The following is a 25,581-nucleotide window of genomic DNA, read 5'->3' as shown; positions in this document are numbered from 1 at the left end:
GAATGTCACAATTCGACCACAATGATTTCCTGAAAAACCTTACTAGCCAGCCTGGCGTGTACCGCATGTACAACGCCGAAGGCGAGGTGATATACGTTGGTAAGGCTAAAAACCTTAAAAATCGGGTCTCCAGTTATTTTCGAAAAAATGTAGATAATTCCAAGACCCGGTCGCTGGTAGCGAACATCGCCAGCATGGATGTAACGGTGGTGAATAGTGAAACCGAAGCATTCCTGCTAGAAAACAATTTTATTAAGAAATATAAGCCGCGATATAACGTGGTGATGCGGGATGATAAATCTTACCCGTTTATATTTTTGTCTGATCATAAACACCCACGTTTATCATTTCACCGTGGTCCGCAGAAGAAAAAGGGCGAATATTTTGGTCCTTATCCTAGCGCCTGGGCGGTACGGGAAAGCCTGCGAACCATGCAGAAGATTTTCCCCGTTCGTCAGTGTGAAGACAGTTATTACCGCGCACGAAGTCGTCCGTGTCTGCAATATCAGATGCAGCGTTGTAGCGCCCCGTGCGTACAAGGTTATGTCAGCGACGAGGAATATCAAGAGCAGGTGCAGCTTGCCCGACTCTTTCTTAATGGCAAAAATCAACAGGTCATTGGCACACTGGTTAATAAAATGGAAAAGGCCAGTGAGCAGTTGAATTTTGAAGCTGCGGCTCGCTATCGAGACCAAATTAACGTTTTACGCAAAGTGCAAGAGCGACAATGGGTTGCGGGTACCCAGGACGAAATGGACGTATTTGGTTTTGCGGTACGTGGCAATATGGCTTGTATTCAAGTGATGTTTATCCGTGACAGCCAGTTACTGGGGAGCAAATCGTATTTCCCCAAGGTGCCTGCTGCGGCAACCGAAGATGAGATCTTTGAGTCTTTCTTCCTCCAGTTTTATTTGTCTGGCAATAAGATCATTCCCAAGCAGATTGTTATCCCTCGTACGTTATCTGAAGAACACAGCATACTCGAAGTGTTGAGTGAAGAAGCCAAACGCAAGATTAAGTTGTTCAAAGGGGCGAGGGAAGAAAAACGTCGCTACCTGAGTTTGGCGCAAACTAATGCTGAAAATGCGTTAGATGCCCAATACAGCCAGCAGAAATCCGTGCATGCTCGATATCTGGCCTTAGAAGACATACTTGATCGGGATGAACCCATCCAACGCATGGAATGCTTTGATATTAGCCATACGTCGGGACAGCAAACCGTGGCCTCTTGCGTGGTGTTCAATCGCGAAGGCCCGCTGAAAAGTGATTACCGTCGATACAATATCGAAGGGATCACCCCTGGCGATGATTATGCTGCCATGGCTCAGGCCCTGAAACGCCGATATAAGAATGTACAGGAAGTGAGTAAGATCCCAGACATTCTGTTTATCGACGGGGGTAAAGGACAGTTGGGACAGGCAGAAGCATTTATTGAAGACTGGCCTGTCGATAAAAAGCCGTTACTGGTAGGGGTAGCGAAAGGGACAACGCGGAAACCGGGTCTTGAAACGCTCATTCTTGCTGGTTCCCATGAAACTTTGCCTATGGAAAGTCACTCGCCGGCCCTGCATTTGATTCAGCACATACGTGACGAGTCACACCGTTTCGCCATTACCGGCCACAGGAATCGCCGACAAAAGGTGAAAAACACCTCTAGCCTGGAAGATATTCCAGGAATAGGCGCCAAGCGTCGTCAGAGTTTGCTCAAATACATGGGTGGCTTGCAAGGGCTTAAAAAAGCCAGCAAAGATGAAATTGCCAATGTGCCTGGTATTAGCCAGGAGCTGGCTGAAACAATATACGATCACCTGCATCTTTGAGGATGTGTAAAATCGCAGGCGTGGTAACATGCCTCCATTACGTGATGTCATTATTTTTAAACGAGAAGTAATTTATGTGGACGGTACCTAATATCATCACGATTTTTCGTGTTGTGCTTATTCCAGTGTTTGTCGCGGTGTATTTTCTTGACTGGAAGTGGGCAAAAGAGGCCGGCGCATTTGTTTTCTGGCTGGCGGCCATAACCGATTGGTTCGATGGTTATCTTGCTCGTAAACTGAAGCAGAGCACGCCATTTGGCGCGTTTTTAGACCCGGTAGCAGACAAACTTATCGTCGCTACGGCGCTGATCATGATTACCCATACATATGGAACGTTATGGATCACGATTCCGGCGATTGTGCTGATGGTACGTGAAATCTATATTTCAGCCTTGCGCGAGTGGATGGCCCAGCGTGGCTATAGTGATACAGTAAAAGTCAGTTTTATTGGAAAAGCGAAAACCATGGCGCAGATGTTAGCACTGATAGGGCTATTATCTGGTCTTGAAACTTTCATGGGCTTTCCAATTTATTGGGTTACACTAGGTTACATCCTGCTTTATATTGCCGCAGTGCTGTCAATTTGGTCTATGCTGGTATACACCTCCGCGGCCTGGAAGCACCTTGCTGGACGTCAGGGCTGATTACGTTTGTTTGTCTCTTGCACAATGCGGGCAAAAAAAAAGCAAACAGACAGGAAATTAGGTATTTAGGTGTATTTTGATGGTTTTTGCTGTTGACAGTTTTATCCGGGTAGGTAGAATGCACCCCACGTTTTACGGAGCACCTCAGTAAAACGCTGATGAAGCTAGAAATAGCATCATACAGACTTAGCGGGAATAGCTCAGTTGGTAGAGCACGACCTTGCCAAGGTCGGGGTCGCGAGTTCGAATCTCGTTTCCCGCTCCAAAATGGCGGAATGGCAGAATGGCTATGCAGCGGATTGCAAATCCGTGGATCTCGGTTCGACTCCGGGTTCCGCCTCCATTATTCGTTGCTCACGCAACAGCAGGGTCCAACCTGTACCTGTCCTAGCGACAACCCAATGCCCGGGTGGTGAAATTGGTAGACACAAGGGATTTAAAATCCCTCGCTGGTAACAGCGTGCCGGTTCAAGTCCGGCCCCGGGCACCATTTATCTTACCTAAATCTAATCCTGATATTTCTGTACATATTTTACACTTGTTTAAGTCATGGGAAAAATCATATTTTCAGTGTCTTACAAGCAACATCCGCTATATTTTTCGCTTTTTTGACGATAATTGGCTGTATTTTTAGGATGAATCTTCGTATAGTGTGGAAATCGTGCAGTTTTGTGTACAGCCGTTCTGAGAAGGGTCTGAATGAATCAAATATTGGTGTCGGCAGCAAATTTACAGCAGCAGTTATCTGAACAACCAATTACTATACTCCGCGCGTTGATGTCCGATCCGATTAACGGAACGGCAGATATCAGAGACTCCCAACTTCTTCCCGGCACCATTGATGTCGATATCGATGCCGAAGGGAGCGACCACAGCAGCGGACTACCACATACAAATTTATCGGCAGACGCTTTTTCGAGTTTGTTGAGTCAGTTGGGGTTAAACAATAATTCCGACGTAGTCATTTATGACAACCGGGGTATTTTTAGCGCGCCAAGATTGTGGTGGATGATGAAAGCGTTGGGCCATCAGAACGTGAGACTACTCAATGGCGGCTGGCCTGCCTGGGAAGCCTCCGGGTTCTCAGAATCAAAGCATGTTTCGCCCCAGCACAGTACGAGTAATTATCAAGCCATTGTGCCAGCCAAAGCCTGGTTTGCGAATGCAGAACACGTTTTTGCGGCAATTAACACTGAAACACAAATTGTTGATGCGCGCAGTGCAGTACGTTTTCATGGCAACGTCGACGAACCCAGAGCTGGCGTTCGACGTGGGCATATTCCCGGTTCATATAATCTGCCATTCCAGTCTGTACTTGAGAATGGTAAATTTAAAGAGGTGTCGGCGTTAGAAGCACTGTTTGCTGAAACTCAGATTAGCCTTGATAAACCAATTATTTGTAGCTGCGGTTCAGGTGTAACCGCATGCGTTATTGGTGTGGCTGCATTACTATGTGGTGCCACTGATGTTCGTGTTTACGATGGCGCCTGGTCAGAATGGGGCGCAAATTCACACTTTCCTGTGGAGGTATAAGGATGGGTAATAAGCCACGGGTTGTAGTGTTAACCGGTGCAGGTATCTCTGCTGAGTCAGGATTACGAACCTTCCGTGACAGCAATGGCCTTTGGGAAAACCATAAGGTTGAAGATGTTGCCACGCCTGAAGCTTACGCAGCGAATCCGGAACTGGTCTACAAGTTTTACAATGCACGCAGAGCACAACTTCAGGAGCCTTCCGTTGTTCCCAATGCAGCTCATGAAGCACTTGCACGGTTAGAAAAGCAAATTGGCAAAGATTTTCTGTTGGTAACCCAGAACGTTGATGACTTACATGAACGGGCGGGTAGTCAGCGCATGATCCACATGCATGGGAAATTATTGTCAGCCAGGTGTATTAACTCTGGTGAAAGTCACCGTTGGGAAGCATCCTTCGACGAAACGACACCGTGCCCATGCTGCAAGCCCTCTGGCGTATTACGGCCCGATATCGTTTGGTTTGGCGAAATGCCGCTTAAAATGGACGACATCATCCTCGCTCTCACAAAAGCCGATTTGTTTATTTCTATTGGTACATCGGGGCAGGTTTATCCGGCAGCGGGGTTCGTTCAGGTAGCAAAAGACAGCGGTGCACGCACGGTAGAGTTAAACCTTGAACCGAGCGACGGCTTCGATATGTTCGACGAGTCCTATCATGGTCCAGCGTCTAAAGTGGTTCCGAATTTTGTTGAGAGTTTGCTTGAAGAGTTATCTCTAGCCGCCACCCTGTAGTTTATGTTTCCCTATCTAGAAGAATTTATCACTATCGCGCTGGTACACTTAGTCGCGGTAGCAAGTCCGGGTCCGGATTTTGCGGTTGTTGTTCGGCATAGTGTTACTTATGGTCGCCGTATTGCCATGGTTACCAGTGTGGGAATAGGGCTTGCCATTCTTGTTCATGTTGCCTATTCCCTAATTGGCGTAAGCGTATTATTAACCACAACACCCTGGCTGTATCGTGCCTTTACTTATTTAGCTGCAGCGTATTTGTTGTATTTGGCTATAGGCGCTCTTCGTAGCGGCCCGCCTGATAAAACGTCGCCAACGGGGAATCCTAGGAATAAAGCTGCATCGCCAGATATTTCCGCAGCAAAAGCGTTTCGAATCGGGTTTTTGACAAACGGGCTGAATCCGAAAGCGACCTTGTTTTTTCTTTCGCTCTTCACCGTCATTATTAATCCTCAAACCCCCGTTATGATAAAACTGGGATATGGCATTTATTTGTCTGCGGCAACGGCAGCGTGGTTTTGTATGCTGTCATGGTTGTTAAGTACCAGTCGTGTTGCCAGAATTATCGGTGAAAAGGGCTATTGGCTCGACCGTACCATGGGCGTACTGCTCGTCGGCTTGGCCATGAAACTTGTCCTGCTTTAGTAGGCAAATCGGCCTCTTGCGGTATAATCCGCCCATCAAAATATTAAGAAGTGTCTCGTGTCTGCATCAAACAAACCTCCATTTAATACTGCTTTAAACGATCGCTATAAAATCATTAAAGAAAAAGGGCAGTTCGATTTCAAACAGATTTCCCGGGTTGCCATTGCTTTGTTAAAAGCGAACATCTGGCCGCTCATCTCTGCCAGTTCGGTGATCGTTTTTACTGTGCTCGCGTTTGCCTTACTCATTGCCAATAGTTTTCCCCTAGAAGAACTCACGGGGATGCCTGCACAGCAGCAAGGTATTCTTGATATTGCGATGATCATTATTGTGGCGCCGCTATCAGCGGGACTTTCGGTGATGGGAATTAACATCGCTAGACGGCAAAAAGTCACCATGACGGATATCTTTAAATTTGTATCCTGGGTATTGCCCTTAGCACTCGCTCAACTGCTTATTTCTGTACTGGTACAGCTCGGTTTGGCCGTATTAATCATTCCCGGGCTTTACGTTTTTGTTGCCTCTACGTTCACACTGCCTCTTATTGCCGATAAAAAGATGGGCGTGCTTCAGGCTGTAATGGCTTCCTGCCGGGCAGTTAATCAATATTTGTTATCATTTATTGTTCTTTTTGTGATTTTTCTCGTATTGTTTCTGCTGAGTATTTTTACTTTTGGCCTGGGTTTTTTGGTGATCATGCCACTGTACTTCGTGGTAACCGGACTGCTTTACACAACCATTTTTGATACAGCAGAAGACCAACAGGCATTGACGGGTGATAGACAGGAGTCGACTTTCGATGCATAAAAGAGAAACCATGAATATTGTGTTAATTACCGTTGCCATTTTACTGGTTATCGTGATTAACGCCTGGATCATGTCGTCTAGAGAGCCTGATATTCTTGATATTCCTATCACCGAACAGGCCGATGAGCCTGTACCTGACTTCATAGATATCGAAAACGTACAGGAAAAGAAAGAAGCCTTTTTCAATTATCTTCGTCCTGAAGTAGAAAAGCAAAACGAGTACCTACTTTCGTTACGTCACTACATTCAAACTCTCCAGCGTCAAATTTCATTGGGCGAAACGTTAACTGAAGACGATCAAGAACGGGTTGCCTGGTTGGTTAATGAGTATAAAGTTGATGAAGATGCTGAAATTGATGATCAATTACAGACGCTCTTGCGTCGGGTTGATATATTACCGGTGTCGCTGGTACTGGCTCAGGCAGCGAATGAATCGGCTTGGGGAACCAGCCGTTTTGCACGCAAAGGTTATAATTTTTTTGGTCTCTGGTGTTTTCGTAAAGGCTGTGGATTTGTCCCGGCACGCCGTACTGAAGGGGCTGATCACGAGGTAGCCAAGTTCCCTAATTTATCAAAGGCTACCTATACCTACATGCGCAATATTAATCGTCACAATGCCTATAAAGAGCTGCGTACTATTCGAAGTACACTCAGATCGAATCAATTACCAGTGACAGGTGTCGCGTTAGCCGAAGGGCTGATGAATTACTCAGAGCGGGGCATAGCTTACGTAGAGGAGCTACAGGCTATGATTCGTTACAACAGGGATTACATGTAGTGAAAATGGTGTTGTCTGCAGCATTAGTGCTGCTCTTTGCAGGTAATGTTTACGCCGAAGTCATTCAGGTTGAATATAGTCGGTTTTATAGTCATGTTAAAAAGCTCGACGGCGAAGACACGCAAGCATTGCAGTTTGCATTTGGTTTTCAGCGTGTGGGTGAAGGGCGCTTGTGCGAAATAAATAACGCGAAGATTGTTACCGATAAACAGACACTGCCACTTGAGGTTTCTGAGGAATATCGTTTCACGGTACCATCGGAAAAAGTGTTAAAAATGGCTGAAGCCTTTGTCGAAATCGATTTGGCTGAGGCCGCCAATTTATGTGATATGTCTGTACAGCTTGAAACAAAGACCGCATATTTGAAGACGCGCTATAGCAAAGAAGAGTTGACGTATTTGCTTGAACAATACCGTTCTTTTTTCAATGAAATGGGCAGTTTCTTGTCTTTTATGATGCCAACTGTAGATGGACTAAATATCCAGTTCGCTGATGACAATATTAGTATGCCGGTGAAAGATGCACCGAACATCAATATGGGAACACAAATGCTGTCAGCCGAATGGATTGAGAGCAGTAAAGGATTAGTTCTGCCCGAAAAGCCGTTTCGAATTACGGCAAAAGCAACAAAATAAGCAGTATTAATAACGCCAAACCTTATTGTTCGGCGTTCTCAATATTATCAAGATCTTCTACTTCGATTTCTTTGCTTTCAATGACAAGCTGATACTTTATCTGCTCTGCAAGCCGGGCAACAGTTCGTTCGCCTTCCTGACACAACTCTTCTGCACGATGAAACTCCATCAATCCCACATCGGAAAGATAAGGTTCGATGAGAACATCGGGTGGATCGCCAGCGAGGCGTGAGCGGGTCACTCTTGCCTGTAAGATCTCAAGAGAACTGGTCATCACACCCAAAATACTTGGTGGCTGAGGCGCAGTCTCTTTCTCGTCGTGAGAAAACCACTGCTTCACCATGCTGGTACTTTTAGAGAAGAAATCATCATTTTTCTTCTGCAGTTTCTCATGTTCTTCGGCAGGCTTATCGAGCCGTTGTGGTTTAAAGTCTGCGTTCAGATTGACCGCGATAACAAAATCAGCGCCCAACTGTCGACAAAGATTTACTGGAACCGGATTCACTACAGCACCATCCACCAGCCAGCGATCCTGATAAGACACCGGACTGAACAAAGCCGGGATGGCACACGACGCCTGTACGCATTTATCTAACGGCCCTTGAGAGAACATAACCTCACGACCGGAATATAAATCCGTCGCGACACACGCGAACGGTTTTTGCATTTCTTCAAAGGTCGGGGCACAAAATTCGTCAGCGAGTTTGGTAAATACCTTTTCACCGCTGGCAATACCACCTTTTCGAATGCCAACTCCCATTAAGGCTAAAATCTGCCATTCAGTCAGCGAGCAAGCCCATTCTTTGAGTGGCTCTAGTTTACCACTGGCATAGGCCGCGCCCACATAGGCACCGATGGAGCATCCTGCAACCACATCAATCTTTACACCCAGCTTTTCCAGCGCTTGAATGATGCCAATGTGTGTCCATCCTCTGGCCGCGCCAGCACCCAGGGCAAGTCCTATTTTCATGTGTTAATCCGCCAGGTTGACAATTTGCACGTCTGAACGATTTTCTTCTGCCAGCTCGTCTTTAAATTCAGGCGCATCAAATGCGGTATCACCATCGGCAACAGGCGCACCTGTTGTCTGAATAGCTGCGAAATCATACAGGTTTTTATCGGCCAGGTGAGACGGCGCAACGTTCTGAATCGCCCTGAACATGGATTCAATTCTGCCAGGAAAACGTTTATTCCAGTCTTGAAGCATCATTTTAATGTTCTGTCTTTGTAGGTTTTCTTGCGAACCACAGAGATTACAGGGAATGATTGGGAATGATGCTGCGTCTGAGTATTTCTGAATGTCTTTTTCACTGCAATAGGCAAGAGGACGGATAACAATATGTTCGCCATTATCGCTAACAAGCTTCGGTGGCATGGCTTTGAGTTTTCCACCATGGAACATATTCAAAAACAAAGTTTCCAACATGTCGTCACGATGATGCCCCAATGCGATTTTGGTTGCGCCTAATTCTTTGGCAGTGCGATAGAGTATGCCACGGCGCAGCCGCGAGCACAGAGAACAGGTCGTTTTACCCTCAGGGATCTTATCTTTCACAATGGAGTAGGTGTCTTCTTCTACGATTTTATAATCGATGCCCAGTGATGCCAGGTATTCCGGTAAAACGTGCTCAGGAAAGCCGGGTTGCTTTTGGTCAAGATTCACCGCCACGATATCAAAGTGGATCGGCGCAATTTTTCGTAAAAAAAGGAGAATGTCTAACATGGTGTAGCTGTCTTTACCCCCTGACAGACACACCATGACTTTATCTCCGTCTTCAATCATCTTGAAGTCATCAATGGCTTTACCCACGTTACGACGCAAGCGCTTCTGCAACTTATTGAAATTGTACTTCTGTTTGCTTTCGGCGCTGTGGCTCGATGTACCGGATTCGGCTGATGTTAATTGATTCATGACACTTCAGAATTGACGATGGGAAAAATAAAAGTGGCATTATACAAAACGAAGGGCGCTGCCGCCATAGAGAGTCGTGCGGCAGCGTGAATACCTTACCTGATAGGCGAGACAAATCCGTCGGGCTTAATAGCGAGGACATCACAATTTAAGCTGTCGAGTACGTGTTCAGCCGTGTTGCCAATGAACGCTGCAGATAATCCGGTGCGGCCAACCGTGCCAATAACCACCAGCTCAGCATTTAACTGTTCACTGATGCGTGATACCGCTTTTTCTGGCAGGCCTTCAATAACGTGACAGTTGGCAATACCAATACCGTATTTTGCACTGTGGGCTTCCATTTCTTTAAGATGATGATCCCTAACGGAATTTTGATAGGTTTGGGCGTTAAAATCCGGGATTTCAATGGCAATATTCAACGGTGTAGACGGGTAAGCATTTGCCAAATGCACCTGACCACTTAGCATGTTGGCATAGTCGGTGGCGACAACCGTAATCTTGTTATTCAGTTCGGCATGTTCTTTATCTTCAGTACCTACATTGACTGCTGCAACCACAGTGCCATTTTCTGGCCACACATGGTCTTTTACCAGCAACACTGGGGTGGGGCACTTACGGAGTAAGTTCCAATCTGTGGGTGTGAAAATGACGGTGCTGAGTTCGTGATGCTGCCGGGTTGACTTAACTACAAGATCAATATTTTGTTCTACCGCAAAGCGAATAATGGCTTCGTATCTTTTGTCATTCCAGACGACAGACACTTTTACCGGGCATCCGTCATAGTGACTGAATGTATTTTCAGCCCATTGCTTGCGATCATTGGTTACCGCTTTTCGCATTGCCTCTCGCTCAGCGCGTGTGAGCATGGTGGTCATGTCGTAAGAAAAGTCATAAACAACCAGCAATGCATGGACTTCAGCACCGGTTTTATTTGCTATTTCAATGGCTCTTGAAAGGGCGGGCTGTTCGGATTTGTCCGGTTGGACAACGGCGAGAATGCGGTTGTAAGTGATCATGACGTCCCTCCTTAGTCTATGGACTGCGATACGGCTTACATCTTTAGTATAGTAAACCTCCCAGGAGAGACGTTGTTTCAGATCAATAGACTGTTCGGATATCAGTCAACGCAGGTAGTGGGGATATCCATAGAGTGTAAACGCTTATCCATGCCCTCAAAATCCAAAATGGTGATCAGCTTGCCGTCGACTTTTATGATCCCTTCTTTCTGGAAACGGGTTAGCAAGCGGCTGATGGTTTCTACCGTCAGGCCAAGATAATTACCAATTTCGTTTCTAGTCATACTTAGATTAAACTGGCGATGTGAGAAACCGCGCTCTTCAAAACGACCAGAAAGGTGAGCAATAAAGTAAATCAATCGCTCTTCTGCGGTGCGTTTATTCAATAACATCATCATTTGATGATCTTGCTTGATTTCAGCACTCATAAAGCGCATGACCTGGTTTCGCAACTTAGGAAACTGTTCTGACATCTTTTCCAGCGTGGCATAGGGAAGTTCACAAACCATGGCCGTTTCCAGCGCCTGGGTATAACTCTGATGCGTATCGTCGCGTAATCCATCGAAACCGATAATGTCACCCGGAAAGTGGAAACTAATAATTTGCTCTTCACCTTCTCTGTCGGTCACAAATGATTTGAAAGAGCCAGCACGTACAGCGTACAAGGACGTGAATTTATCACCCGCTTCAACCAAGGTGTCATGTTTATGAAGCGGCTTTTTTCGTTCAACGATATCGTCCAGCGATTCAATTTCAGTTTTGTTTAAAGCAACTGGAAGACATAAGTGACTAAAACTGCAGTTTTGACAGTGGATAGAGAAATCCGAACGCTTTTGCATGCTTACTTACCATTTTTACGTAACTGCTTTTAAAAACTACTGACTGCCCGCCATAAAATATAAAGCGCGTATATCAGCAGACTCAATGCGATTAGTTGCCGTACCATCGGCTGTCTGAACCCTTTTAGGACCCAGTTCGCTCCTGCCCAGGTGGCAAGTAACGCGGGAAGTGTACCTAATCCAAATCCCGCCATGATCACCGCGCCAGAAAAGGCTGTACCAGACGCTAATGCCCAGGTGAGAGTGGAATAAACCAGCCCACACGGTAACCACCCCCAAATCATACCATAAGGAATAGCGGAGAGAGGAGACCTGAAAGGTAAAAAACGTTTAGCGGTTGGCTGTATAGATTTCCATAAATGACTGCCTAGCTTCTCAATATGAGTAATGCCTCTCCACCAATTGCCAAGATAACACGCCATAGATAACAGCATGATTCCACTTAGAATAGCGAGGATCGGCCCCGATAATGGCAGGTACTTTTTGGCGATTTGCGCAACTGCCCCCGTAATTGCACCAGCCAGAATATAACTGGTAATGCGACCAAAGTTGTAGGCCAGTGCATAAGGAAAGCCATTGGCATTTCTGGGAATTGCGCCAGAAAGCGCAATTGAAACGCCACCACACATGCCAATGCAATGGACACCACCGGCAATACCAACCAAAAAGGCCGATAGAAAAGAAAACTCACTCATTCAGTTTCTTTCGTTCTTCAGCGAGTTTTTTCTCTTCGGGCGACAGGTCATCGTCAAAGAGTATGCTGTACCCCTGACGATCGAGATCCTCGAACTGATTAGATTTCACAGCCCAAAAGAATACCCCGATAGCAATAGCCACAATGATAATGGCCAGCGGAATTAGTACATAAATTATACTCATAAGAATTACTTTAACAGTTTGGTAGAATTAGTCACCACAATAATGCTGCTGAGGCTCATGCCAATAACGGCCATCCAGGGCGTTAAAATGCCACTGACTGCAAAGGGTAATACAATCAGGTTATAGCCAATGGCCCACGCCATATTCTGGCGGATTACACGTTTCACCCGGCTCGCCATGCTCAACAAATGACGCATCAACGTAAGCTTCTCATTGAGGAAAATCACATCAGCGGCGCTTCTGGCAATGTCTGTAGCATTGCCAACCGCCACCGAAACATCCGCGGCAGCCAGTACTGGCGCATCATTGATTCCATCTCCCATCATCAAAATGTGCTCATTAGCTGCCTGGCGCGCATGTACAACATTGAGCTTATCTTCTGGACTGTTTCCACCTATGGCTTCATCGATGTGTAATTGCGCGGCAATGTCGTCTACGTTTTGCTGGATATCACCGCTCAACAACACTTTTTTGTAGTTCGAGAACGCGCTTAGAACGTCTTCAGCATCCGATTTTATTTGATCAGTCACTCTGAATGCGGCAAGGCATTTATCATTCGACACAAGGTATACATTAGCGATTATCGGAATTTCTAACTTATCGCAGGCTGTAAAACGTGCTGAGCCCGCTTTGTAACATTGGCCATGTATATCGCCTTCGATTCCTTTACCCGCCGTTATCGTCACATTCGTTACCGGAGCAAGATCGTCTGCGCTAAATGCGGCGGCGATAGGGTGCTCTGAACGGGATTCCAACGACGCCATCACGTGCATGATAATGTCTTGTTGTTCTTTATCAGCAAACCAGCATTCGGTGATGGCAAAACGACCCTCTGTCAGTGTGCCGGTTTTGTCCATCACAACGGTTGTAATACTGGCGAGTTGCTCTAGGGCATCGGCTCGCTTCAGCAATATTCCCTGCTTGTTAAGCGTCGCCATGGCGCAGGTAAGTGCAGTGGGGGTTGCTAACCCAAGCGCGCAAGGGCAGGTTGCAACCAATACGGAAATCGTGATCCAGAATGCACGCGGATCGTCCTGCCAGTACCAGTAAACGAAGGTCAGCGCTGCAATGAAAAGTACCAACGATACAAACAAGCTGGAAAATCTATCCGCTAACTGCGCGACCTTGGGTTTTGAAGCCATAGCAACACTTTGCAGGCGGATAATTTGGTTAACCAGCGCATGTTTGAGCGTTTGCGTAACGTGTATTGTTACGCTGTTATTGAGATTATTGGTACCACCAAAAATCGTGTCGCCGACGGTTTTTCTGCTCGGGTTGAACTCACCCGTAAGCATAGATTCATCAAATTCGCTGCTGCCATCCACAATGATGCCGTCGACAGGCACCGTCTCTCCGGCTTTTATCACCACGGTATCGTTAATTTTTAACGCTTTGGCAAGGCTTTGCACCAATGTGCCGTCGGCGTTCAGTTTATTCGCCGTAACCGGTATGTATTGCAGCATATTGGCAGAGATTTGCGCCGCTCGATGACGGCTTCGGTGTTCGAGAAACCGACTGAGCAAAAGCAGAAAGATAAACATGCAGATGCTTTCGAAAAATACATCGCCGCCACCGGAAATGGTTGCCCAGGTGCCAGACAAATACGTAGCGAACACCGCAATGGTGATGGGTACATCCATATTCACGCTGCGGGCCGCTAGCGCTTTCAGTGCCCCCAGATAAAACGTACTGCCTGAATAAAATACGACGGGAGTGGTAAGCACTAACGCAATCCAGTGAAAGTAAGACACCGTTTGTGCATCCATTGCATCCAGAAGATCAAAATACAGCGCGGCGGCAAGCATCATAACTTGCATGGTCATCAGGCCAGCTAACCCCAGCTTTTTCAGGAATTGCTTATCTTCAGCTTTGTAAGTGGCTTCATGTTGGTCGGGCTGAAAAGGTAATGCTGGGTAACCAATACGCTGAAGTGATGCCATAATTTGGCTTAGCGATAGTGTATCGGGCTCCCAGGTCACGACGGCCCGCCGTTGCGCCACATTAACTGCGATTTGTTTTATACCGCTTACCTTTGATAACTGCTTTTCAATTAGCCAGCCGCAGGCGGCACAGGTAATGCCTTCGAGAGTAAATTCTATTTGCTTGTGCTTACCTTCGTCGTAGACAAATTCTTCCTGGAGTGCCGGTTCGTCATAAAGTACTAATTTATCCAGTGCACTTTCAGGTGAAGTAGTGCCTTTCGCGGCGGGCTCGGTACGAAATTGATAGTAATCTTCCAGGCCGTTATCAACAATGGCTTCGGCGACAGCTAAACAACCCGGACAGCAAAATTGTCTGGGCTCACCAAGGACAATTGTGGAGAAAAGCTGACGGTGGTCGTTCGGTTCCCCACAGTGATAGCAAGATTCAGTACTCACGGATTAAAGGCGATTTTCTGAGATTGAGGCAATAGTACGGTATTTTGAATCTTCCAGGCTTCATCGATTGGGGTAAGGCTGATTCGCCACTTTCCGTCGAGTACGGCTTCAGTGGTTCCCCGATACACACCCGAGGCATCCCGGGTTAAGAGGAGTTCGGTATCCCGTTCAGCCAGGGTAACATGATAAAACGCAATTTTGAGCGCCGTACCTTCCTGCGGTATACCTGAATGAAATTTCACTGAAACCCGGTTGTCTTCTACCATTAAATCGGTGGTGATATTCAGTCGGCGCGCTGCTTCGACTTTATCGAGCCTTGCATTGATGGCTTTACCTTCTTTGTAGTAATCATCGATGACCAGCGTATCTTGTGTAGACGTTGCAAAATGGATGAGAAAACCACTCATGATGACGGTGATAACCGGCACGGCGATAAGGAACCACGGCCAGAACTGTTTGTACCAGGGAGTATGCATAACACTTCACATTCAATTAATGCCCGGAATGAGCGCCAAGACTAAAGGATTAACCACGGTTGTTTTATGATTTCTATCAATATTTTTCCCATTCTCCCACAAAAAAGCCCCGCAAACACGGGGCTTTTGGTGTGCTGTCAGCGTTTAATGAGACAAGCTGTATACATAAGTTGCTACAACGTGAATTTTATCGTCACCCAAGGTTTTCTTGAATGAAGGCATCACGCCGTTACGCCCATAAGTCAGGGTGTCAGTAACGGATTGCTCAGTGGAGCCATACAACCACACATTGTCTGTCAGGTTCGGTGCACCGAGCATTTGGTTCCCTTTACCGTCCATACCGTGACAAGCTGCACACACCATGAAACGTGCCTTACCAGCATCGATAAGTGCGGTCATTTCAGGTTCTTGCTCGCGGCCACTTAAACTAAGCACATAGGCAACCGTTTCTTTGATACCTTGTTCGCCCATGGCGTCAATCCAGGCGGGCATGATAGGGCGACGGCCAAGCATCAGTGTTTCTTTGATCTTCGCACCACTGCCACCATATAACCAGTCGTCATCGGTGAGATTAGGGAAGCCAACGTTCGCACCGCGGGCGTCGGAGCCGTGACACTGCGCACAGTTTTGTAAAAACAGACGCTGACCTATTTTTACCGCTTCCGGATCGTTAACCAGTTCTTCAACCGGCACTTTGGCATACTCTTCAAAAATGGGGTCGTAAACGTCGGCGGCTTTATCGAGTTCACGGTCGTACTCAACCAGCAACCCTTCTTCTTTGGCATCTGCGCGCGCTTGCGCCGATTCTTCTAAAGAAAGTACACCTTGGTTGGAGCTTTTCCAGCCTAAGAGCCCCTGATACGCGCCCAAACCAGGGTACAACGCCAGATAAATAAAACCCCACACAATTGTGATGTAAAAAAGGATGGTCCACCAACGAGGGAGTTGATTGTTAATCTCTTCAATTCCATCGAAAGCGTGGCCCATAGACTCACCTTCAGGCACGCCTGTTTTGTTGGCCAGCGCCCAACGCAACAGGAAGAAGCATCCGATGATGAGACCCAGTGTTATCACTGAAATCCATATTGTCCAAAACGTGGTCATGAGTTCAAGACTCCTGCTTATTTTTTTGCGATTCTTCTTTTTCTTCGTCAGCAAACGGTAGGTTGGCGGCTTCGTCGAATCTTTGCTTATTTCGACCGTTAAATGCCCACCAAACTACGCCAACAAAGGATACAAACACGACGACAGTAAATATGCTGCCTGCAATTCCCTGATCCATAATCAATTCAGATATGTGCCGAGGGATTGAAGGTATGCAATAAGAGCCTGCATTTCTGTTTTGCCCTTAACTGCGTCTTGTGCACCAGCAATATCTTCATCGGTATAAGGCACACCGAATCCGCGGAACACTTCCATTTTCTTGGCCGTGTCTTCACCCGTCAGGGTGTTTTCCGCCAGCCAGGGAAAGCCCGGCATATTGGATTCAGGAACCACGTTACGAGGATTAAGCAGGTGAACGCGATGCCATTCATCACTGTATCGACCGCCTACGCGAGCCAGATCTGGCCCCGTACGTTTAGAACCCCACAGGAACGGATGCTCCCAAACAGATTCACCGGCGACTGAGTAATGGCCATAACGTTCAGTTTCAGCACGAAACGGACGAATCATCTGACTGTGACAACCTACACATCCTTCACGAATGTAAATATCACGGCCTTCCAGTTGAAGCGCGGTATAAGGCTTAAGGCCTTTTACCGGCTCAAGCACTTGCTGCTGAAACATCAGCGGCATGATTTGCACCAAGGCACCGAAGCTGATTGCAATAAGAATTAGAACGGTTAACAGGCCGACGTTCTTTTCAATTAACTCATGTGGATTTTTCACGACAACGTCTCCTTATGCTGCTTGCGCTGCTGGCTCAGGTGCAATGCTGCCTTTCGGCGCACGTACCGTTTTCCAGGTGTTATAAGCCATCACCAGCATACCGGCTACCACGAACACACCACCGATGAAACGAACCACATAGAAAGGATAGGATGCTTCAAGCGACTCAACAAAACTGTAGGTTAGCGTGCCGTCAGCATTAACTGCACGCCACATCAAACCTTGCAGAACACCCGACATCCACATGGCGACGATGTACAGCACTACGCCGATGGTGGCTAACCAGAAGTGCACGTTAACCAGCTTGGTTGAGTACATGGCCCGTTGTCCAAACAGTACTGGGATGAGGTGGTAAATAGAACCAATCGATACCATGGCAACCCAGCCCAGAGCACCGGAGTGTACGTGACCAATGGTCCAGTCTGTGTAGTGAGACAGGGCGTTTACGGTTTTGATTGCCATCATTGGTCCTTCGAAGGTAGACATACCGTAGAACGACAGTGAAACAATGAGGAAACGCAGAACGGGGTCAGTGCGGAGTTTATGCCATGCACCAGATAGGGTCATGATACCGTTGATCATGCCGCCCCAGGAGGGAACAAACAGGATCACTGACATCACCATACCCAAAGACTGAGTCCAATCTGGTAGTGCGGTGTAATGCAAGTGGTGCGGACCCGCCCAGATATACAGTGAAATGAGTGCCCAAAAGTGAATTATGGAAAGTCGGTAAGAATAAACCGGACGACCAGCTTGTTTTGGCACGAAGTAGTACATCATGCCCAGGAAGCCCGCTGTCAGGAAAAAACCAACCGCGTTGTGGCCGTACCACCATTGCATCATGGCATCCACTGCACCTGCATACAGTGAGTAAGATTTAGTGAACGACACTGGAATCGCCATGCTGTTACCAATATGCAGCACCGCAACCGTTAGCATGAATGCGCCAAGGAACCAGTTAGCTACGTATATGTGCGACACTTTTCGAATAATGATGGTACCGAAAAAATTAATGATATACGCGAGCCATACCAAGGTGATTAAAATATCAATTGGCCACTCTAATTCAGCATACTCTTTACTGGCGGTGATACCGAACGGTAAAGTAACCACAGCGGCAACGATAACCGCCTGCCATCCCCAGAACGTAAAGGCAGCGAGCTTGTCGCTGAATAAACGCACTTGAGACGTTCGCTGCACGATGTAATAAGAGGTAGCAAACAGCGCACATCCGCCGAAAGCGAAGATTACCGCGTTCGTGTGTAACGGTCTTAAGCGCGAGAAGGTTAACCAGGGTGTATCGAAGTTGAGGGCGGGTGCAAACAATTGTGCTGCAATAAAAGCTCCCAGGCCCATGCCGATAATACCCCAGACAATAGTCATGATGGTAAATTGCCTGACAACTTTATAGTTGTAGTCAGGTTGTGCTTGGCTTATTTCACTCATTTGATTGATATTCCACTTCAATGGTAAATGGGTTTCCAACTGCCACTTTTAGGCTTTAATGCAAGTTGCAGGCTAAACACTGAACCTTTTATTAAGTGTGGTGTTTTTGTACAGGTCAGCTGGTAGGCGGATAATAAGATTTTTATTAACAAAAAGATACCATAAACTAGTCGCGGTTGATCTCCGTCAAAAGTATCATTGAACCACGAAAGAATAGGATGTTTTTTTCACATGATTACAACAAATAAAGCGAAGAAACTTCTGGTTCCCACACTGATATTAGCCATAGCCATTCTCGTTTATTGCACCCAGTACTTTCGCATAACGCCAACCCCAACAAAGGGTTTAGGCAATCAGTGTGAGTTTGTCAATCTGCATTGCAGTATCGTAATGAAAAACGACAATATTGATGCGGAATTTGCTCAATCACCGGTTGTCGAAGAATCGATAACCGTTAACTTGTCGTTACCACTTTCAAAACAAGTGCAAAGTATCTGGATTGAAGGGGTAAACATGTATATGGGTAAGATTCCCGTGCTAGCCGAACAACAGGACAATGGCGATTGGTCAGGTTGGTTTATGCTGGGGAGTTGTTCAGAGCCGACAATGCGCTGGAAGATGCTCATCCATGTAGAAAATGAAGAGACACCCTATGTGATGTTTTTTGAAACAAAAATGCCCTGACATCGCAGGGCATTTTTAATGCAAGGATTAACTTCGCGAAGGGGTTACATTTGAGAATGCATGTAAAGCTGAAGACCTAAGCGCTTAATAAGGCCAAGTTGTTGCTCTAACCAGTGTGCGTGGTCAACTTCTGTATCGTCCAGCAGTTCAACCAGGATGTCACGAGTGACGTAATCGCTCTCTTGTTCACACAAGGCTATGACTTCTTTTAGCTTTGCATCGACTTCGTACTCAACACGAAGGTCACTTTCCAACATAGAAGGCACATCGTGACCCACTTTGAAACCGGTGCGCGTAACCATGTCCGGCGTACCTTCTAAGAACAGCATACGTTCAATTAACTTGGTTGCATGGCCTTTTTCGTCATCAAACTCATGGTTGATGCGTTCGTAAAGCTTGTTTAGGCCCCAGTCCAGATACATCTGAGAGTGAATGAAATACTGATCCATTGCCGCCAGTTCGTAAGACAACAGCTCATTGAGCGCGTCATTAATTCTCGCGTTACCTTTCATTATTCGTCTCCCTCAATTTGTTTCAGCAGGTAGGTCTCGATACCCATGGCGTCAATTTGGTATTCTTGCGTTTCAATCCAGTCGAGATGCTCTTCTTCGTATTCAAGAATATCTTCAAGCAAATCACGGCTTACGTAATCCTGCTTCTCTTCACATAACTGGATAGCATCTTTAATTAACGGGATTTGCTCAAGCTGGAAGCGACTGTCGCACTTCAACATTTCTACTGTATCTTCACCAATGTAAAGCTTGCCTAGCGCTTGTAGGTTAGGTAGTCCTTCAAGAAACAGTACGCGCTCGATAATCGCATCTGCCTGTTTCATGTCTTTGATTGATTTCTTGTACAGCTTTTCATTAAGTTCGCCGAACCCCCAATTTTTATACATGCGTGCATGCAAAAAATATTGGTTGATGGAGGTGAGCTCGCTGGTCAGCACCTCGTTGAGTTTGGCGATGACTTTTTTATCACCTTTCATAAAAACGATTCCTTATTTGAGTTGCCTGCAGTATAGGACAAATTTTGCGTGAAATCAAAAAAACCTTTAAAAATCAATCGGATGCTAATGATAACGATTCCCATGTCGTCCTTATTTCGCATTAGTTAAGCGATTACGCTTTCTTCTTTTACGTAAGCCAATGATTCTTCGGCAAAACCCAGCCCTGCTTCGGTAAAGAAGTTGAAGACTTTATCCACACCTTTGTCTAGCAGCTTATCCACCTCATCTTCATAGCGGGCAATAGCTGCAACCTTGCCCTGATAACCTGAAAATCTTAACTGACGGGTGATGTTTATGGCATCTTCGATAGAGGGCAGGGCAAGTAAAACCAGTTTTACACTGCGAATATCAAGGTTTTCCCATAAATCAACGTCTTCACCATCACCGCAAATCACATTGAGGCCATCCTGTTGCAAGCGCTGAATTTTAACCCTGTCAGCGTCCATCCCCCAGACTCGGGTTTCGGCCAATTTGTGCAAAGAATTAAATGCGCCGATGCCCACCCGGCCCATGCCAATAACAAGAAACTCAGCGTTGGTGACCACCGGATAAATATCTTCCCGAAGACGACTGTTACTTTCAAATCGTTGGATGAAGTCTTTGATTTTCAGGTATCGCCCGTGGCTATTGCGGTAAAGAATACTGGTAACAACAAACGACACCGACACGGCAAGGGCAATAATCACCAGCCAGTCTTCACTGAGCATGCCTAAACTCACTGCCAGCGCCGCAACAATTAATCCAAACTCACTGTAGTTACCGAGCACCAATGACGTAAGGTAGCTGGTTCGGGCGCGCAGTTTAAGCCAGGTGAACAGTCCGAAAAATAGCGCCGCTTTCATGGCCAGGAAGAGACAGATGATCACTGCGGCAACCATCATTTTCATATCAGGTAATGCGGTAAGGCCAATGGATAAAAAGAAGCCGATGAGAAATAAATCTTTGAACGCCAATAGTGATTTAGATAACTCAGTGGCTTTAGGGTGTTTGGCTAAGATGATACCCACCAGCAACGCACCAAGGTCACCTTTGATGTTGACCAGATCAAACAGTTGATAACCGCCCAGCGCCAGCACAAAGCCAGTTAATGGAAGCAATTCACCGTGACCGGATTTATCGATAATACGATTTATCAACGGCATTAATGGGAATATGGCTAATAATCCAAGGGCCCAAACAGACGGTAATTTACCCGTAGCCGCTACTAGAAAAACGACAGCAAACACATCTTGCATAACCAGAATACCAATGGCCAGTTTGCCGTGACGGGTTTTGCTTTCGCCACTTTCTTCCAGCACTTTGATTACACACACAGTACTGCTAAAACTCAGAGCGAAGGCAATAAGCATGGCACTTTGGAAGCTTAGCTCGCCGAACATAAAAGCAGCTACAGCCGCAATCACATAGAGTGCAAGAGAAACCGCACCAACCCATATCAGGGTATGGGCGATACTGCCAAACCAGACTTCACGTTTACTTAAATCGCGAACGTTGAGCTTTAACCCAATGGTAAAGAGCATGATAGTGATGCCAAGATCGGCGATATGCTGAAGATCTGGTGTCATTTGGTGCCCAAAAGCATTCAAAACAAAACCAGCAATCAGATAGCCAACAAGGGGAGGGATGCCAATCATTTTAACTGACAAACCACAAATGAATGCAAAAAGAAGAAAGGTGTATTCCATGAAAGTGCGTAGTGTAAGTTTTCGTTTAGCTTACCAATAGCATGCGGTACACAACGCAGTTTGTAAATTAAAGACCGGCTGAACCTTTGATTTAACCCGCATTTTTTCGATTTTCCACCGTTTCTTGTGCAACTGGCTTGCTGACACAGTGGTGCTGATAAAAATGCATGAAGCTGTAATACACGCGTTTGGGCGACTCAACCATGGGCAGATGCCCGAGCTCGGGGTAGATTTGGCTACTCTTTAGTGTATTCAGGCTTCGCTGCCAGTTGTCGAGTGCGGTTACATCAATCACGGTATCTTTTGCGCCCCAAACTACCAGTGTCGGGCAACATATACTTTCTAATTGCGCCATCGACAGCCAACCACTTTGCAGATAATCATGGAAAATATGTCGGTAGTGTTCATTCTTCTCCATATGCTGCTGGCATAAAGCATCTTTTACCATAAAGGGAATCAGCGGTGGGCGTGCCATGGTCAGATTAAGCAGTTTTCGGTACGTACGTGAACCCGTAATTAGAAAAGGATTAATATCCCGTGCAAGCAAGCGCTCAAATTCACTCTGTTTCGACGCTGGCAAACCGGCTGGATTAATTAACGTACAGCTTTTAATCGTTTCTGGATAGGTACTCGCGAGATAAGCTGCGATATGTCCGCCCATGCTGCTTCCGATGACATGAGCCCGCGTTGTTCCTATCTGCCAGATAAGCGCGTTTATAATTTGTGCCTGAGATTGTACGTCATAGCGAAAGCTCGGCGAGTAGCGCGATTCTCCGTGCCCTAATAAATCGGGCACCACAACACGAAAATCGCTATTTAACGATTTTAACAGCGGATACCAAACTGATTTGTCGGCACTCATACCGTGGATCAGAATGAGTAGAGGTTTGTCACGATTGTAGTTGTCTTCACAACTCAAAGGGACCCCATTGATATGATAGGTCAGTTTGGTAAAACCGTGTCGACGGCAAAGCCAGAATTTGCGCAAAGACAATACCACGCGACCGATATCTGGGTAAGTGCGCCACACCGTTATGATTGACAATGCAAAAAGAAAAAGCAGGAGTAGAGACATATTATTCCCTGCTGCAACCGTTACCGGACAGCAAATTCAGGTGATGAATTTTAAACGTCTCATATTCTGACCGGATCATCGTTAGAATAATTCCGCTAATAAGATGATCTTTGTTATGGTCGCACACATAGTGTTACCCATTTCTACAAGGACTGGTATTTTCCATGCAAAAACCCATCTTAACGGGCTTAGTCATCATCGTTTTCATTAATTTGCTCATCGGGCTCGTGTGGCACGAAATGCTCTGGTTGCTGCCCGTCAGCGGCCTTTGTTTAGCGATCGGGTTATACGATGCCAAGCAGACACATCACTCTATTCTTATTAATTACCCATTTATAGGACGAGGACGTTGGATTGTCGAAGGTTTGCGGCCGTTCTTACAACAGTACTTACTTGAATCAGAAACCGATGGTCGGCCCATTAGCCGAATGCACCGTTCTATCGTCTATCAACGGGCAAAAGACGATATCGACAGTTCACCTTATGGCACGCAGTTAGATACCTACGAAAATGGATACGAGTGGATTGGTCATTCACTTTCTGCAATGGGCATTAAGGAAATGAACCGTAATCCTCGTGTCGTCATTGGCTCGAAGGAATGCAAGCAACCCTATAGCGCCAGTCTACTTAATATTTCTGCCATGAGCTTTGGTGCCCTGAGTGCCAATGCAGTAGAAGCATTGAACAAAGGGGCAGCCAAAGGTGACTTCTACCACAACACCGGCGAGGGCGGTTTAACACCGTATCATTTAAACAATGGCGGTGACGTTGTGTGGCAAATCGGAACGGGCTACTTTGGTTGCCGTAACAGCGACGGCACATTCAACGCCGAGAAATTTGCCGAAAAAGCCTCGCATCCAAATGTGAAAATGATAGAAATAAAGCTCAGCCAGGGCGCTAAACCCGGGCATGGCGGTATTCTCCCTGCTCACAAAAACACCCCTGAAATTGCCGCAGTGCGGGGCGTAGAGCCTGGCACACAAGTCGATTCCCCCCCTCGTCATTCTGCGTTTTCAACGCCAATTGAAATGATGGAATATATCAGTGAGCTGCGTGAACTCTCTAACGGTAAACCTATCGGCTTCAAACTGTCGTTAGGTCGTAAAAGTGAATTTGTGGCAATTTGTAAAGCGATGATAAAAACGGGTATCAAGCCAGATTTCATTACCGTTGATGGTGGAGAAGGGGGCACAGGTGCAGCGCCATTAGAATATGCAAATTCAATTGGTTTTCCACTGCGTGAAGCGTTGGCATTTATTGAAGATTGCCTTATCGGTTTTGATTTACGTGAAGATATTCGTCTGATTGCGTCAGGAAAAGTCATTACCGCATTCGATATTGTCAAAAATCTGAGCCTGGGCGCCGACTTGTGTAATAGTGCCAGGGGCATGATGTTAGCGCTCGGATGTGTGCAGTCGTTGTCGTGTCATACCAATCGCTGCCCAACCGGCGTGGCCACGCAAGATCCATCTTTGGCAAAAGGCCTAGTTGTTGAAGATAAATACCAACGTGTGGCCCGTTTTCATCGAAAAACCATTAAAGCCGTCATGGACATTTTGTCTTCAACAGGCCACGGTTCACCATCATCATTAAATCGTACCCATATATTCCGTCGGGTCAGTCAGCTTGAAGTAAAACGCTACGACGATATTTTTCCATTAGTAAAGCGTGGCAGCTTTCTTACCGACAACATTGCTGACGCGTTTAAATTACATGTGAAAGAAGGCAGTGCCCGCAGCTTTATGCCAACGAGTCACCTTGCAAATATAGAAGAAGACACAAAAGCGGTTTAAGCTTGATTCTCGTCAACACGAAAGTGCGCTTTTCAACTATAGTGATATAAAACCAAGTAGGAGTTTGACATGGCCGCTTATGAGTCCATTCTTGTCGCAATTGATATTTATTCTGACTATGAAGCTGTGGTCCATCGGGCAATGCAGCTGGCGGGAAATAATGTAAAATTAAATCTGCTCTATGTGGTGTATCCGCAGACAAGCATAGAGCCCTACGGTTTATTTCTTGAAAGTGACTTCTCAGATGAGATATGTCAGCAGGCAAAAGACAAACTTGAAGGTATTGCGCATCGTCATAACATTCCTATATCGCACACCCACGTCGTGGTTGGTGGGGCGGCCGATGAAATACACGAGGCGGCAAAAAAGCTGGGCAGCGATTTAATTGTAATTGGTACCCACGGTCGCAGTGGTATGCGCTTATTGTTAGGCTCTACCGCCAATGCCGTTTTACATGGGGTACAGGTTGATGTGCTGGCAGTGAAGGTGTAAACCCACACTGCCAGTAAACGCTTTTAAGGTTTTTAAAAAGACGCCGCTTTTTTCCCATCAGACAACTGGGCATTAACCAGTTCTGTAACAGTACTTTCCACCAGTTTCAAATGTGAATGGTGCACCTTTGCTTCTTGCATATTTTGCATCGACACCGTTTGCAGTAAAACGTCGTCACCTTCGGTAGACGCTTTAACCATCACTTCTTCTTCTTCTGAGTCATTCACTGGAACAAGAATATATAGCGGTTCGTTGTGCGCTTCGATATAAGCAAATGCTTCATCGGTAGATTTGAAAGGTGTTTTTTTCTCAGGCTGCAATTGCCATTTTGAAGACTGATCGATAACTTCCGCGAGCAGTTTTGCATGTTTAGCATCGATTGTTGAACTCATAAATTTGCTCCTCATTGTTTAT

28 protein-coding genes and 3 tRNA genes are annotated in these 25,581 nt (G+C 46.3%); 14 read left to right on the top strand and 17 right to left on the bottom strand.

The genetic code is table 11. From position 1 onward, the window contains the following. The first annotated feature begins 2 nt into the window (after positions 1–2). From uvrC to ACXAFQ_RS17275, 11 genes are all read left to right on the top strand, one after another. Positions 3–1,820 (top strand): excinuclease ABC subunit UvrC, encoded by a 1,818-nt coding sequence (gene uvrC, locus ACXAFQ_RS17325; RefSeq protein ID WP_474824667.1) that lies wholly within the window; start codon positions 3–5, stop codon positions 1,818–1,820. 74 nt (positions 1,821–1,894) lie between these two features. Continuing rightward, positions 1,895–2,464: a CDP-diacylglycerol--glycerol-3-phosphate 3-phosphatidyltransferase gene (gene pgsA / locus ACXAFQ_RS17320; RefSeq protein WP_070123701.1), complete on the top strand. Its 570-nt coding sequence runs from the start codon at positions 1,895–1,897 to the stop codon at positions 2,462–2,464. Between the two features lie 189 nt (positions 2,465–2,653). Beyond that, positions 2,654–2,729: transfer RNA gene (locus tag ACXAFQ_RS17315), tRNA-Gly, on the top strand. 4 nt (positions 2,730–2,733) lie between these two features. Then, positions 2,734–2,807 (top strand) — tRNA-Cys (locus tag ACXAFQ_RS17310). 60 nt (positions 2,808–2,867) lie between these two features. Next, positions 2,868–2,954, top strand: a tRNA-Leu gene (locus tag ACXAFQ_RS17305). Positions 2,955–3,163: 209 nt separating this feature from the next. Further along, on the top strand, positions 3,164–3,997 hold the full coding sequence (locus tag ACXAFQ_RS17300; protein ID WP_474824666.1) for a sulfurtransferase: 834 nt from the start codon (positions 3,164–3,166) through the stop codon (positions 3,995–3,997). A 2-nt stretch (positions 3,998–3,999) separates the two neighbouring features. Further along, positions 4,000–4,731, top strand: a complete 732-nt coding sequence (gene cobB, locus ACXAFQ_RS17295) for a Sir2 family NAD+-dependent deacetylase (RefSeq protein ID WP_474824665.1) — start codon at positions 4,000–4,002, stop codon at positions 4,729–4,731. Between the two features lie 3 nt (positions 4,732–4,734). Beyond that, positions 4,735–5,373 (top strand): LysE family translocator, encoded by a 639-nt coding sequence (locus ACXAFQ_RS17290; RefSeq protein ID WP_474824664.1) that lies wholly within the window; start codon positions 4,735–4,737, stop codon positions 5,371–5,373. A 57-nt stretch (positions 5,374–5,430) separates the two neighbouring features. Next, positions 5,431–6,180, top strand: a complete 750-nt coding sequence (locus tag ACXAFQ_RS17285; protein WP_474824663.1) for a hypothetical protein — start codon at positions 5,431–5,433, stop codon at positions 6,178–6,180. Continuing rightward, positions 6,173–6,958 (top strand): glucosaminidase domain-containing protein, encoded by a 786-nt coding sequence (locus ACXAFQ_RS17280; protein WP_474824662.1) that lies wholly within the window; start codon positions 6,173–6,175, stop codon positions 6,956–6,958. The genes ACXAFQ_RS17285 and ACXAFQ_RS17280 overlap by 8 nt, the downstream gene beginning before the upstream one ends. Before the next feature lie 5 nt (positions 6,959–6,963). Next, the gene (locus tag ACXAFQ_RS17275) at positions 6,964–7,593 is read left to right on the top strand and encodes a DUF2987 domain-containing protein (protein WP_474824800.1); all 630 of its coding nucleotides are present in this window, start codon (positions 6,964–6,966) and stop codon (positions 7,591–7,593) included. A 22-nt stretch (positions 7,594–7,615) separates the two neighbouring features. On the opposite strand, the gene rssA is transcribed toward ACXAFQ_RS17275, so the two are convergent. The 12 genes from rssA to ccoN all read right to left on the bottom strand — a co-directional run bounded on the left by rssA (position 7,616) and on the right by ccoN (position 18,429). Further along, entirely contained in the window at positions 7,616–8,563 is a 948-nt protein-coding gene (gene rssA / locus ACXAFQ_RS17270; RefSeq protein ID WP_474824661.1) for a patatin-like phospholipase RssA, read from the bottom strand. Positions 8,564–8,566: 3 nt separating this feature from the next. Further along, positions 8,567–9,505: a tRNA 2-thiocytidine(32) synthetase TtcA gene (gene ttcA / locus ACXAFQ_RS17265; protein ID WP_474824660.1), complete on the bottom strand. Its 939-nt coding sequence runs from the start codon at positions 9,503–9,505 to the stop codon at positions 8,567–8,569. Positions 9,506–9,600: 95 nt separating this feature from the next. Beyond that, positions 9,601–10,521 (bottom strand): universal stress protein UspE, encoded by a 921-nt coding sequence (uspE, locus tag ACXAFQ_RS17260; protein ID WP_474824659.1) that lies wholly within the window; start codon positions 10,519–10,521, stop codon positions 9,601–9,603. Between the two features lie 101 nt (positions 10,522–10,622). Further along, on the bottom strand, positions 10,623–11,360 hold the full coding sequence (gene fnr, locus ACXAFQ_RS17255) for a fumarate/nitrate reduction transcriptional regulator Fnr (RefSeq protein WP_070123710.1): 738 nt from the start codon (positions 11,358–11,360) through the stop codon (positions 10,623–10,625). A 29-nt stretch (positions 11,361–11,389) separates the two neighbouring features. Next, positions 11,390–12,055: a sulfite exporter TauE/SafE family protein gene (locus tag ACXAFQ_RS17250; protein ID WP_474824658.1), complete on the bottom strand. Its 666-nt coding sequence runs from the start codon at positions 12,053–12,055 to the stop codon at positions 11,390–11,392. Then, positions 12,048–12,239 (bottom strand): cbb3-type cytochrome oxidase assembly protein CcoS, encoded by a 192-nt coding sequence (gene ccoS / locus ACXAFQ_RS17245; RefSeq protein WP_070123712.1) that lies wholly within the window; start codon positions 12,237–12,239, stop codon positions 12,048–12,050. The genes ACXAFQ_RS17250 and ccoS overlap by 8 nt, the downstream gene beginning before the upstream one ends. 5 nt (positions 12,240–12,244) lie before the next feature. Then, the gene (locus tag ACXAFQ_RS17240) at positions 12,245–14,617 is read right to left on the bottom strand and encodes a heavy metal translocating P-type ATPase (RefSeq protein WP_474824657.1); all 2,373 of its coding nucleotides are present in this window, start codon (positions 14,615–14,617) and stop codon (positions 12,245–12,247) included. Next, a complete protein-coding gene (locus tag ACXAFQ_RS17235) occupies positions 14,614–15,093 on the bottom strand; it encodes a FixH family protein (protein ID WP_474824656.1) in 480 nt (159 codons plus the stop codon). The genes ACXAFQ_RS17240 and ACXAFQ_RS17235 overlap by 4 nt, the downstream gene beginning before the upstream one ends. 144 nt (positions 15,094–15,237) lie before the next feature. Next, complete coding sequence (gene ccoP / locus ACXAFQ_RS17230; RefSeq protein WP_070123715.1) at positions 15,238–16,197, bottom strand: cytochrome-c oxidase, cbb3-type subunit III; 960 nt, start codon at positions 16,195–16,197, stop codon at positions 15,238–15,240. 4 nt (positions 16,198–16,201) lie between these two features. Then, entirely contained in the window at positions 16,202–16,375 is a 174-nt protein-coding gene (locus ACXAFQ_RS17225) for a CcoQ/FixQ family Cbb3-type cytochrome c oxidase assembly chaperone (protein ID WP_070123716.1), read from the bottom strand. Positions 16,376–16,377: 2 nt separating this feature from the next. After that, entirely contained in the window at positions 16,378–16,983 is a 606-nt protein-coding gene (gene ccoO / locus ACXAFQ_RS17220) for a cytochrome-c oxidase, cbb3-type subunit II (protein ID WP_070123717.1), read from the bottom strand. A 12-nt stretch (positions 16,984–16,995) separates the two neighbouring features. After that, positions 16,996–18,429 carry a cytochrome-c oxidase, cbb3-type subunit I gene (gene ccoN / locus ACXAFQ_RS17215; RefSeq protein WP_070123718.1) on the bottom strand — a complete coding sequence of 478 codons (1,434 nt, stop codon included), beginning with the start codon at positions 18,427–18,429 and terminating at the stop codon, positions 16,996–16,998. Positions 18,430–18,660: 231 nt separating this feature from the next. Here ccoN and ACXAFQ_RS17210 point away from each other — a divergent pair, with 231 nt between their 5' ends. After that, the gene (locus ACXAFQ_RS17210) at positions 18,661–19,113 is read left to right on the top strand and encodes a hypothetical protein (RefSeq protein ID WP_474824655.1); all 453 of its coding nucleotides are present in this window, start codon (positions 18,661–18,663) and stop codon (positions 19,111–19,113) included. Positions 19,114–19,157: 44 nt separating this feature from the next. Here ACXAFQ_RS17210 and bfr (ACXAFQ_RS17205) read toward each other — a convergent pair whose 3' ends face one another. The 4 genes from bfr (ACXAFQ_RS17205) to ACXAFQ_RS17190 all read right to left on the bottom strand — a co-directional run bounded on the left by bfr (ACXAFQ_RS17205) (position 19,158) and on the right by ACXAFQ_RS17190 (position 22,882). After that, a complete protein-coding gene (bfr, locus tag ACXAFQ_RS17205; RefSeq protein WP_474824654.1) occupies positions 19,158–19,625 on the bottom strand; it encodes a bacterioferritin in 468 nt (155 codons plus the stop codon). Beyond that, a complete protein-coding gene (gene bfr, locus ACXAFQ_RS17200) occupies positions 19,625–20,101 on the bottom strand; it encodes a bacterioferritin (RefSeq protein ID WP_070123721.1) in 477 nt (158 codons plus the stop codon). The genes bfr (ACXAFQ_RS17205) and bfr (ACXAFQ_RS17200) overlap by 1 nt, the downstream gene beginning before the upstream one ends. 125 nt (positions 20,102–20,226) lie before the next feature. After that, a complete protein-coding gene (locus ACXAFQ_RS17195) occupies positions 20,227–21,807 on the bottom strand; it encodes a cation:proton antiporter domain-containing protein (protein ID WP_474824653.1) in 1,581 nt (526 codons plus the stop codon). Between the two features lie 91 nt (positions 21,808–21,898). Then, a complete protein-coding gene (locus tag ACXAFQ_RS17190; protein WP_474824652.1) occupies positions 21,899–22,882 on the bottom strand; it encodes an alpha/beta fold hydrolase in 984 nt (327 codons plus the stop codon). A gap of 164 nt (positions 22,883–23,046) precedes the next feature. On the opposite strand from ACXAFQ_RS17190, the gene ACXAFQ_RS17185 reads away from it, so the two are divergent. Both ACXAFQ_RS17185 and ACXAFQ_RS17180 read left to right on the top strand, forming a co-directional pair. Further along, complete coding sequence (locus tag ACXAFQ_RS17185; protein ID WP_474824651.1) at positions 23,047–24,675, top strand: FMN-binding glutamate synthase family protein; 1,629 nt, start codon at positions 23,047–23,049, stop codon at positions 24,673–24,675. A gap of 69 nt (positions 24,676–24,744) precedes the next feature. Beyond that, positions 24,745–25,167, top strand: a complete 423-nt coding sequence (locus ACXAFQ_RS17180; protein ID WP_070123725.1) for a universal stress protein — start codon at positions 24,745–24,747, stop codon at positions 25,165–25,167. Positions 25,168–25,199: 32 nt separating this feature from the next. Here ACXAFQ_RS17180 and ACXAFQ_RS17175 read toward each other — a convergent pair whose 3' ends face one another. Next, positions 25,200–25,559 (bottom strand): hypothetical protein, encoded by a 360-nt coding sequence (locus ACXAFQ_RS17175; protein ID WP_474824650.1) that lies wholly within the window; start codon positions 25,557–25,559, stop codon positions 25,200–25,202. Between the last annotated feature and the right edge of the window lie 22 nt (positions 25,560–25,581).

This window comes from Alteromonas sp. ABH2_165, assembly GCF_056159945.1.
The sequence above is the reverse complement of the archived record's forward strand: the minus strand, read 5'-3'. Positions and strand labels throughout refer to the sequence as shown.

What these genes read in the sequence shown, in the direction of transcription:
- uspE (WP_474824659.1), bottom strand. Translation starts at nt 10,521, where the DNA reads ATGATCACTTACAACCGCATTCTCGCCGTTGTCCAACCGGACAAATCC.
- ACXAFQ_RS17190 (WP_474824652.1), bottom strand. Translation starts at nt 22,882, where the DNA reads ATGTCTCTACTCCTGCTTTTTCTTTTTGCATTGTCAATCATAACGGTG.
- ACXAFQ_RS17210 (WP_474824655.1), top strand. Translation starts at nt 18,661, where the DNA reads ATGATTACAACAAATAAAGCGAAGAAACTTCTGGTTCCCACACTGATA.
- bfr (WP_474824654.1), bottom strand. Translation starts at nt 19,625, where the DNA reads ATGAAAGGTAACGCGAGAATTAATGACGCGCTCAATGAGCTGTTGTCT.
- ACXAFQ_RS17225 (WP_070123716.1), bottom strand. Translation starts at nt 16,375, where the DNA reads ATGGATCAGGGAATTGCAGGCAGCATATTTACTGTCGTCGTGTTTGTA.
- cobB (WP_474824665.1), top strand. Translation starts at nt 4,000, where the DNA reads ATGGGTAATAAGCCACGGGTTGTAGTGTTAACCGGTGCAGGTATCTCT.
- ACXAFQ_RS17280 (WP_474824662.1), top strand. Translation starts at nt 6,173, where the DNA reads ATGCATAAAAGAGAAACCATGAATATTGTGTTAATTACCGTTGCCATT.
- ACXAFQ_RS17250 (WP_474824658.1), bottom strand. Translation starts at nt 12,055, where the DNA reads ATGAGTGAGTTTTCTTTTCTATCGGCCTTTTTGGTTGGTATTGCCGGT.
- ACXAFQ_RS17185 (WP_474824651.1), top strand. Translation starts at nt 23,047, where the DNA reads ATGCAAAAACCCATCTTAACGGGCTTAGTCATCATCGTTTTCATTAAT.
- ccoS (WP_070123712.1), bottom strand. Translation starts at nt 12,239, where the DNA reads ATGAGTATAATTTATGTACTAATTCCGCTGGCCATTATCATTGTGGCT.
- ttcA (WP_474824660.1), bottom strand. Translation starts at nt 9,505, where the DNA reads ATGAATCAATTAACATCAGCCGAATCCGGTACATCGAGCCACAGCGCC.
- ccoN (WP_070123718.1), bottom strand. Translation starts at nt 18,429, where the DNA reads ATGAGTGAAATAAGCCAAGCACAACCTGACTACAACTATAAAGTTGTC.
- bfr (WP_070123721.1), bottom strand. Translation starts at nt 20,101, where the DNA reads ATGAAAGGTGATAAAAAAGTCATCGCCAAACTCAACGAGGTGCTGACC.
- rssA (WP_474824661.1), bottom strand. Translation starts at nt 8,563, where the DNA reads ATGAAAATAGGACTTGCCCTGGGTGCTGGCGCGGCCAGAGGATGGACA.
- ACXAFQ_RS17175 (WP_474824650.1), bottom strand. Translation starts at nt 25,559, where the DNA reads ATGAGTTCAACAATCGATGCTAAACATGCAAAACTGCTCGCGGAAGTT.
- fnr (WP_070123710.1), bottom strand. Translation starts at nt 11,360, where the DNA reads ATGCAAAAGCGTTCGGATTTCTCTATCCACTGTCAAAACTGCAGTTTT.
- ACXAFQ_RS17290 (WP_474824664.1), top strand. Translation starts at nt 4,735, where the DNA reads ATGTTTCCCTATCTAGAAGAATTTATCACTATCGCGCTGGTACACTTA.
- uvrC (WP_474824667.1), top strand. Translation starts at nt 3, where the DNA reads ATGTCACAATTCGACCACAATGATTTCCTGAAAAACCTTACTAGCCAG.
- ACXAFQ_RS17235 (WP_474824656.1), bottom strand. Translation starts at nt 15,093, where the DNA reads ATGCATACTCCCTGGTACAAACAGTTCTGGCCGTGGTTCCTTATCGCC.
- ACXAFQ_RS17195 (WP_474824653.1), bottom strand. Translation starts at nt 21,807, where the DNA reads ATGGAATACACCTTTCTTCTTTTTGCATTCATTTGTGGTTTGTCAGTT.
- ACXAFQ_RS17180 (WP_070123725.1), top strand. Translation starts at nt 24,745, where the DNA reads ATGGCCGCTTATGAGTCCATTCTTGTCGCAATTGATATTTATTCTGAC.
- ccoP (WP_070123715.1), bottom strand. Translation starts at nt 16,197, where the DNA reads ATGACCACGTTTTGGACAATATGGATTTCAGTGATAACACTGGGTCTC.
- ACXAFQ_RS17300 (WP_474824666.1), top strand. Translation starts at nt 3,164, where the DNA reads ATGAATCAAATATTGGTGTCGGCAGCAAATTTACAGCAGCAGTTATCT.
- ACXAFQ_RS17275 (WP_474824800.1), top strand. Translation starts at nt 6,964, where the DNA reads ATGGTGTTGTCTGCAGCATTAGTGCTGCTCTTTGCAGGTAATGTTTAC.
- pgsA (WP_070123701.1), top strand. Translation starts at nt 1,895, where the DNA reads ATGTGGACGGTACCTAATATCATCACGATTTTTCGTGTTGTGCTTATT.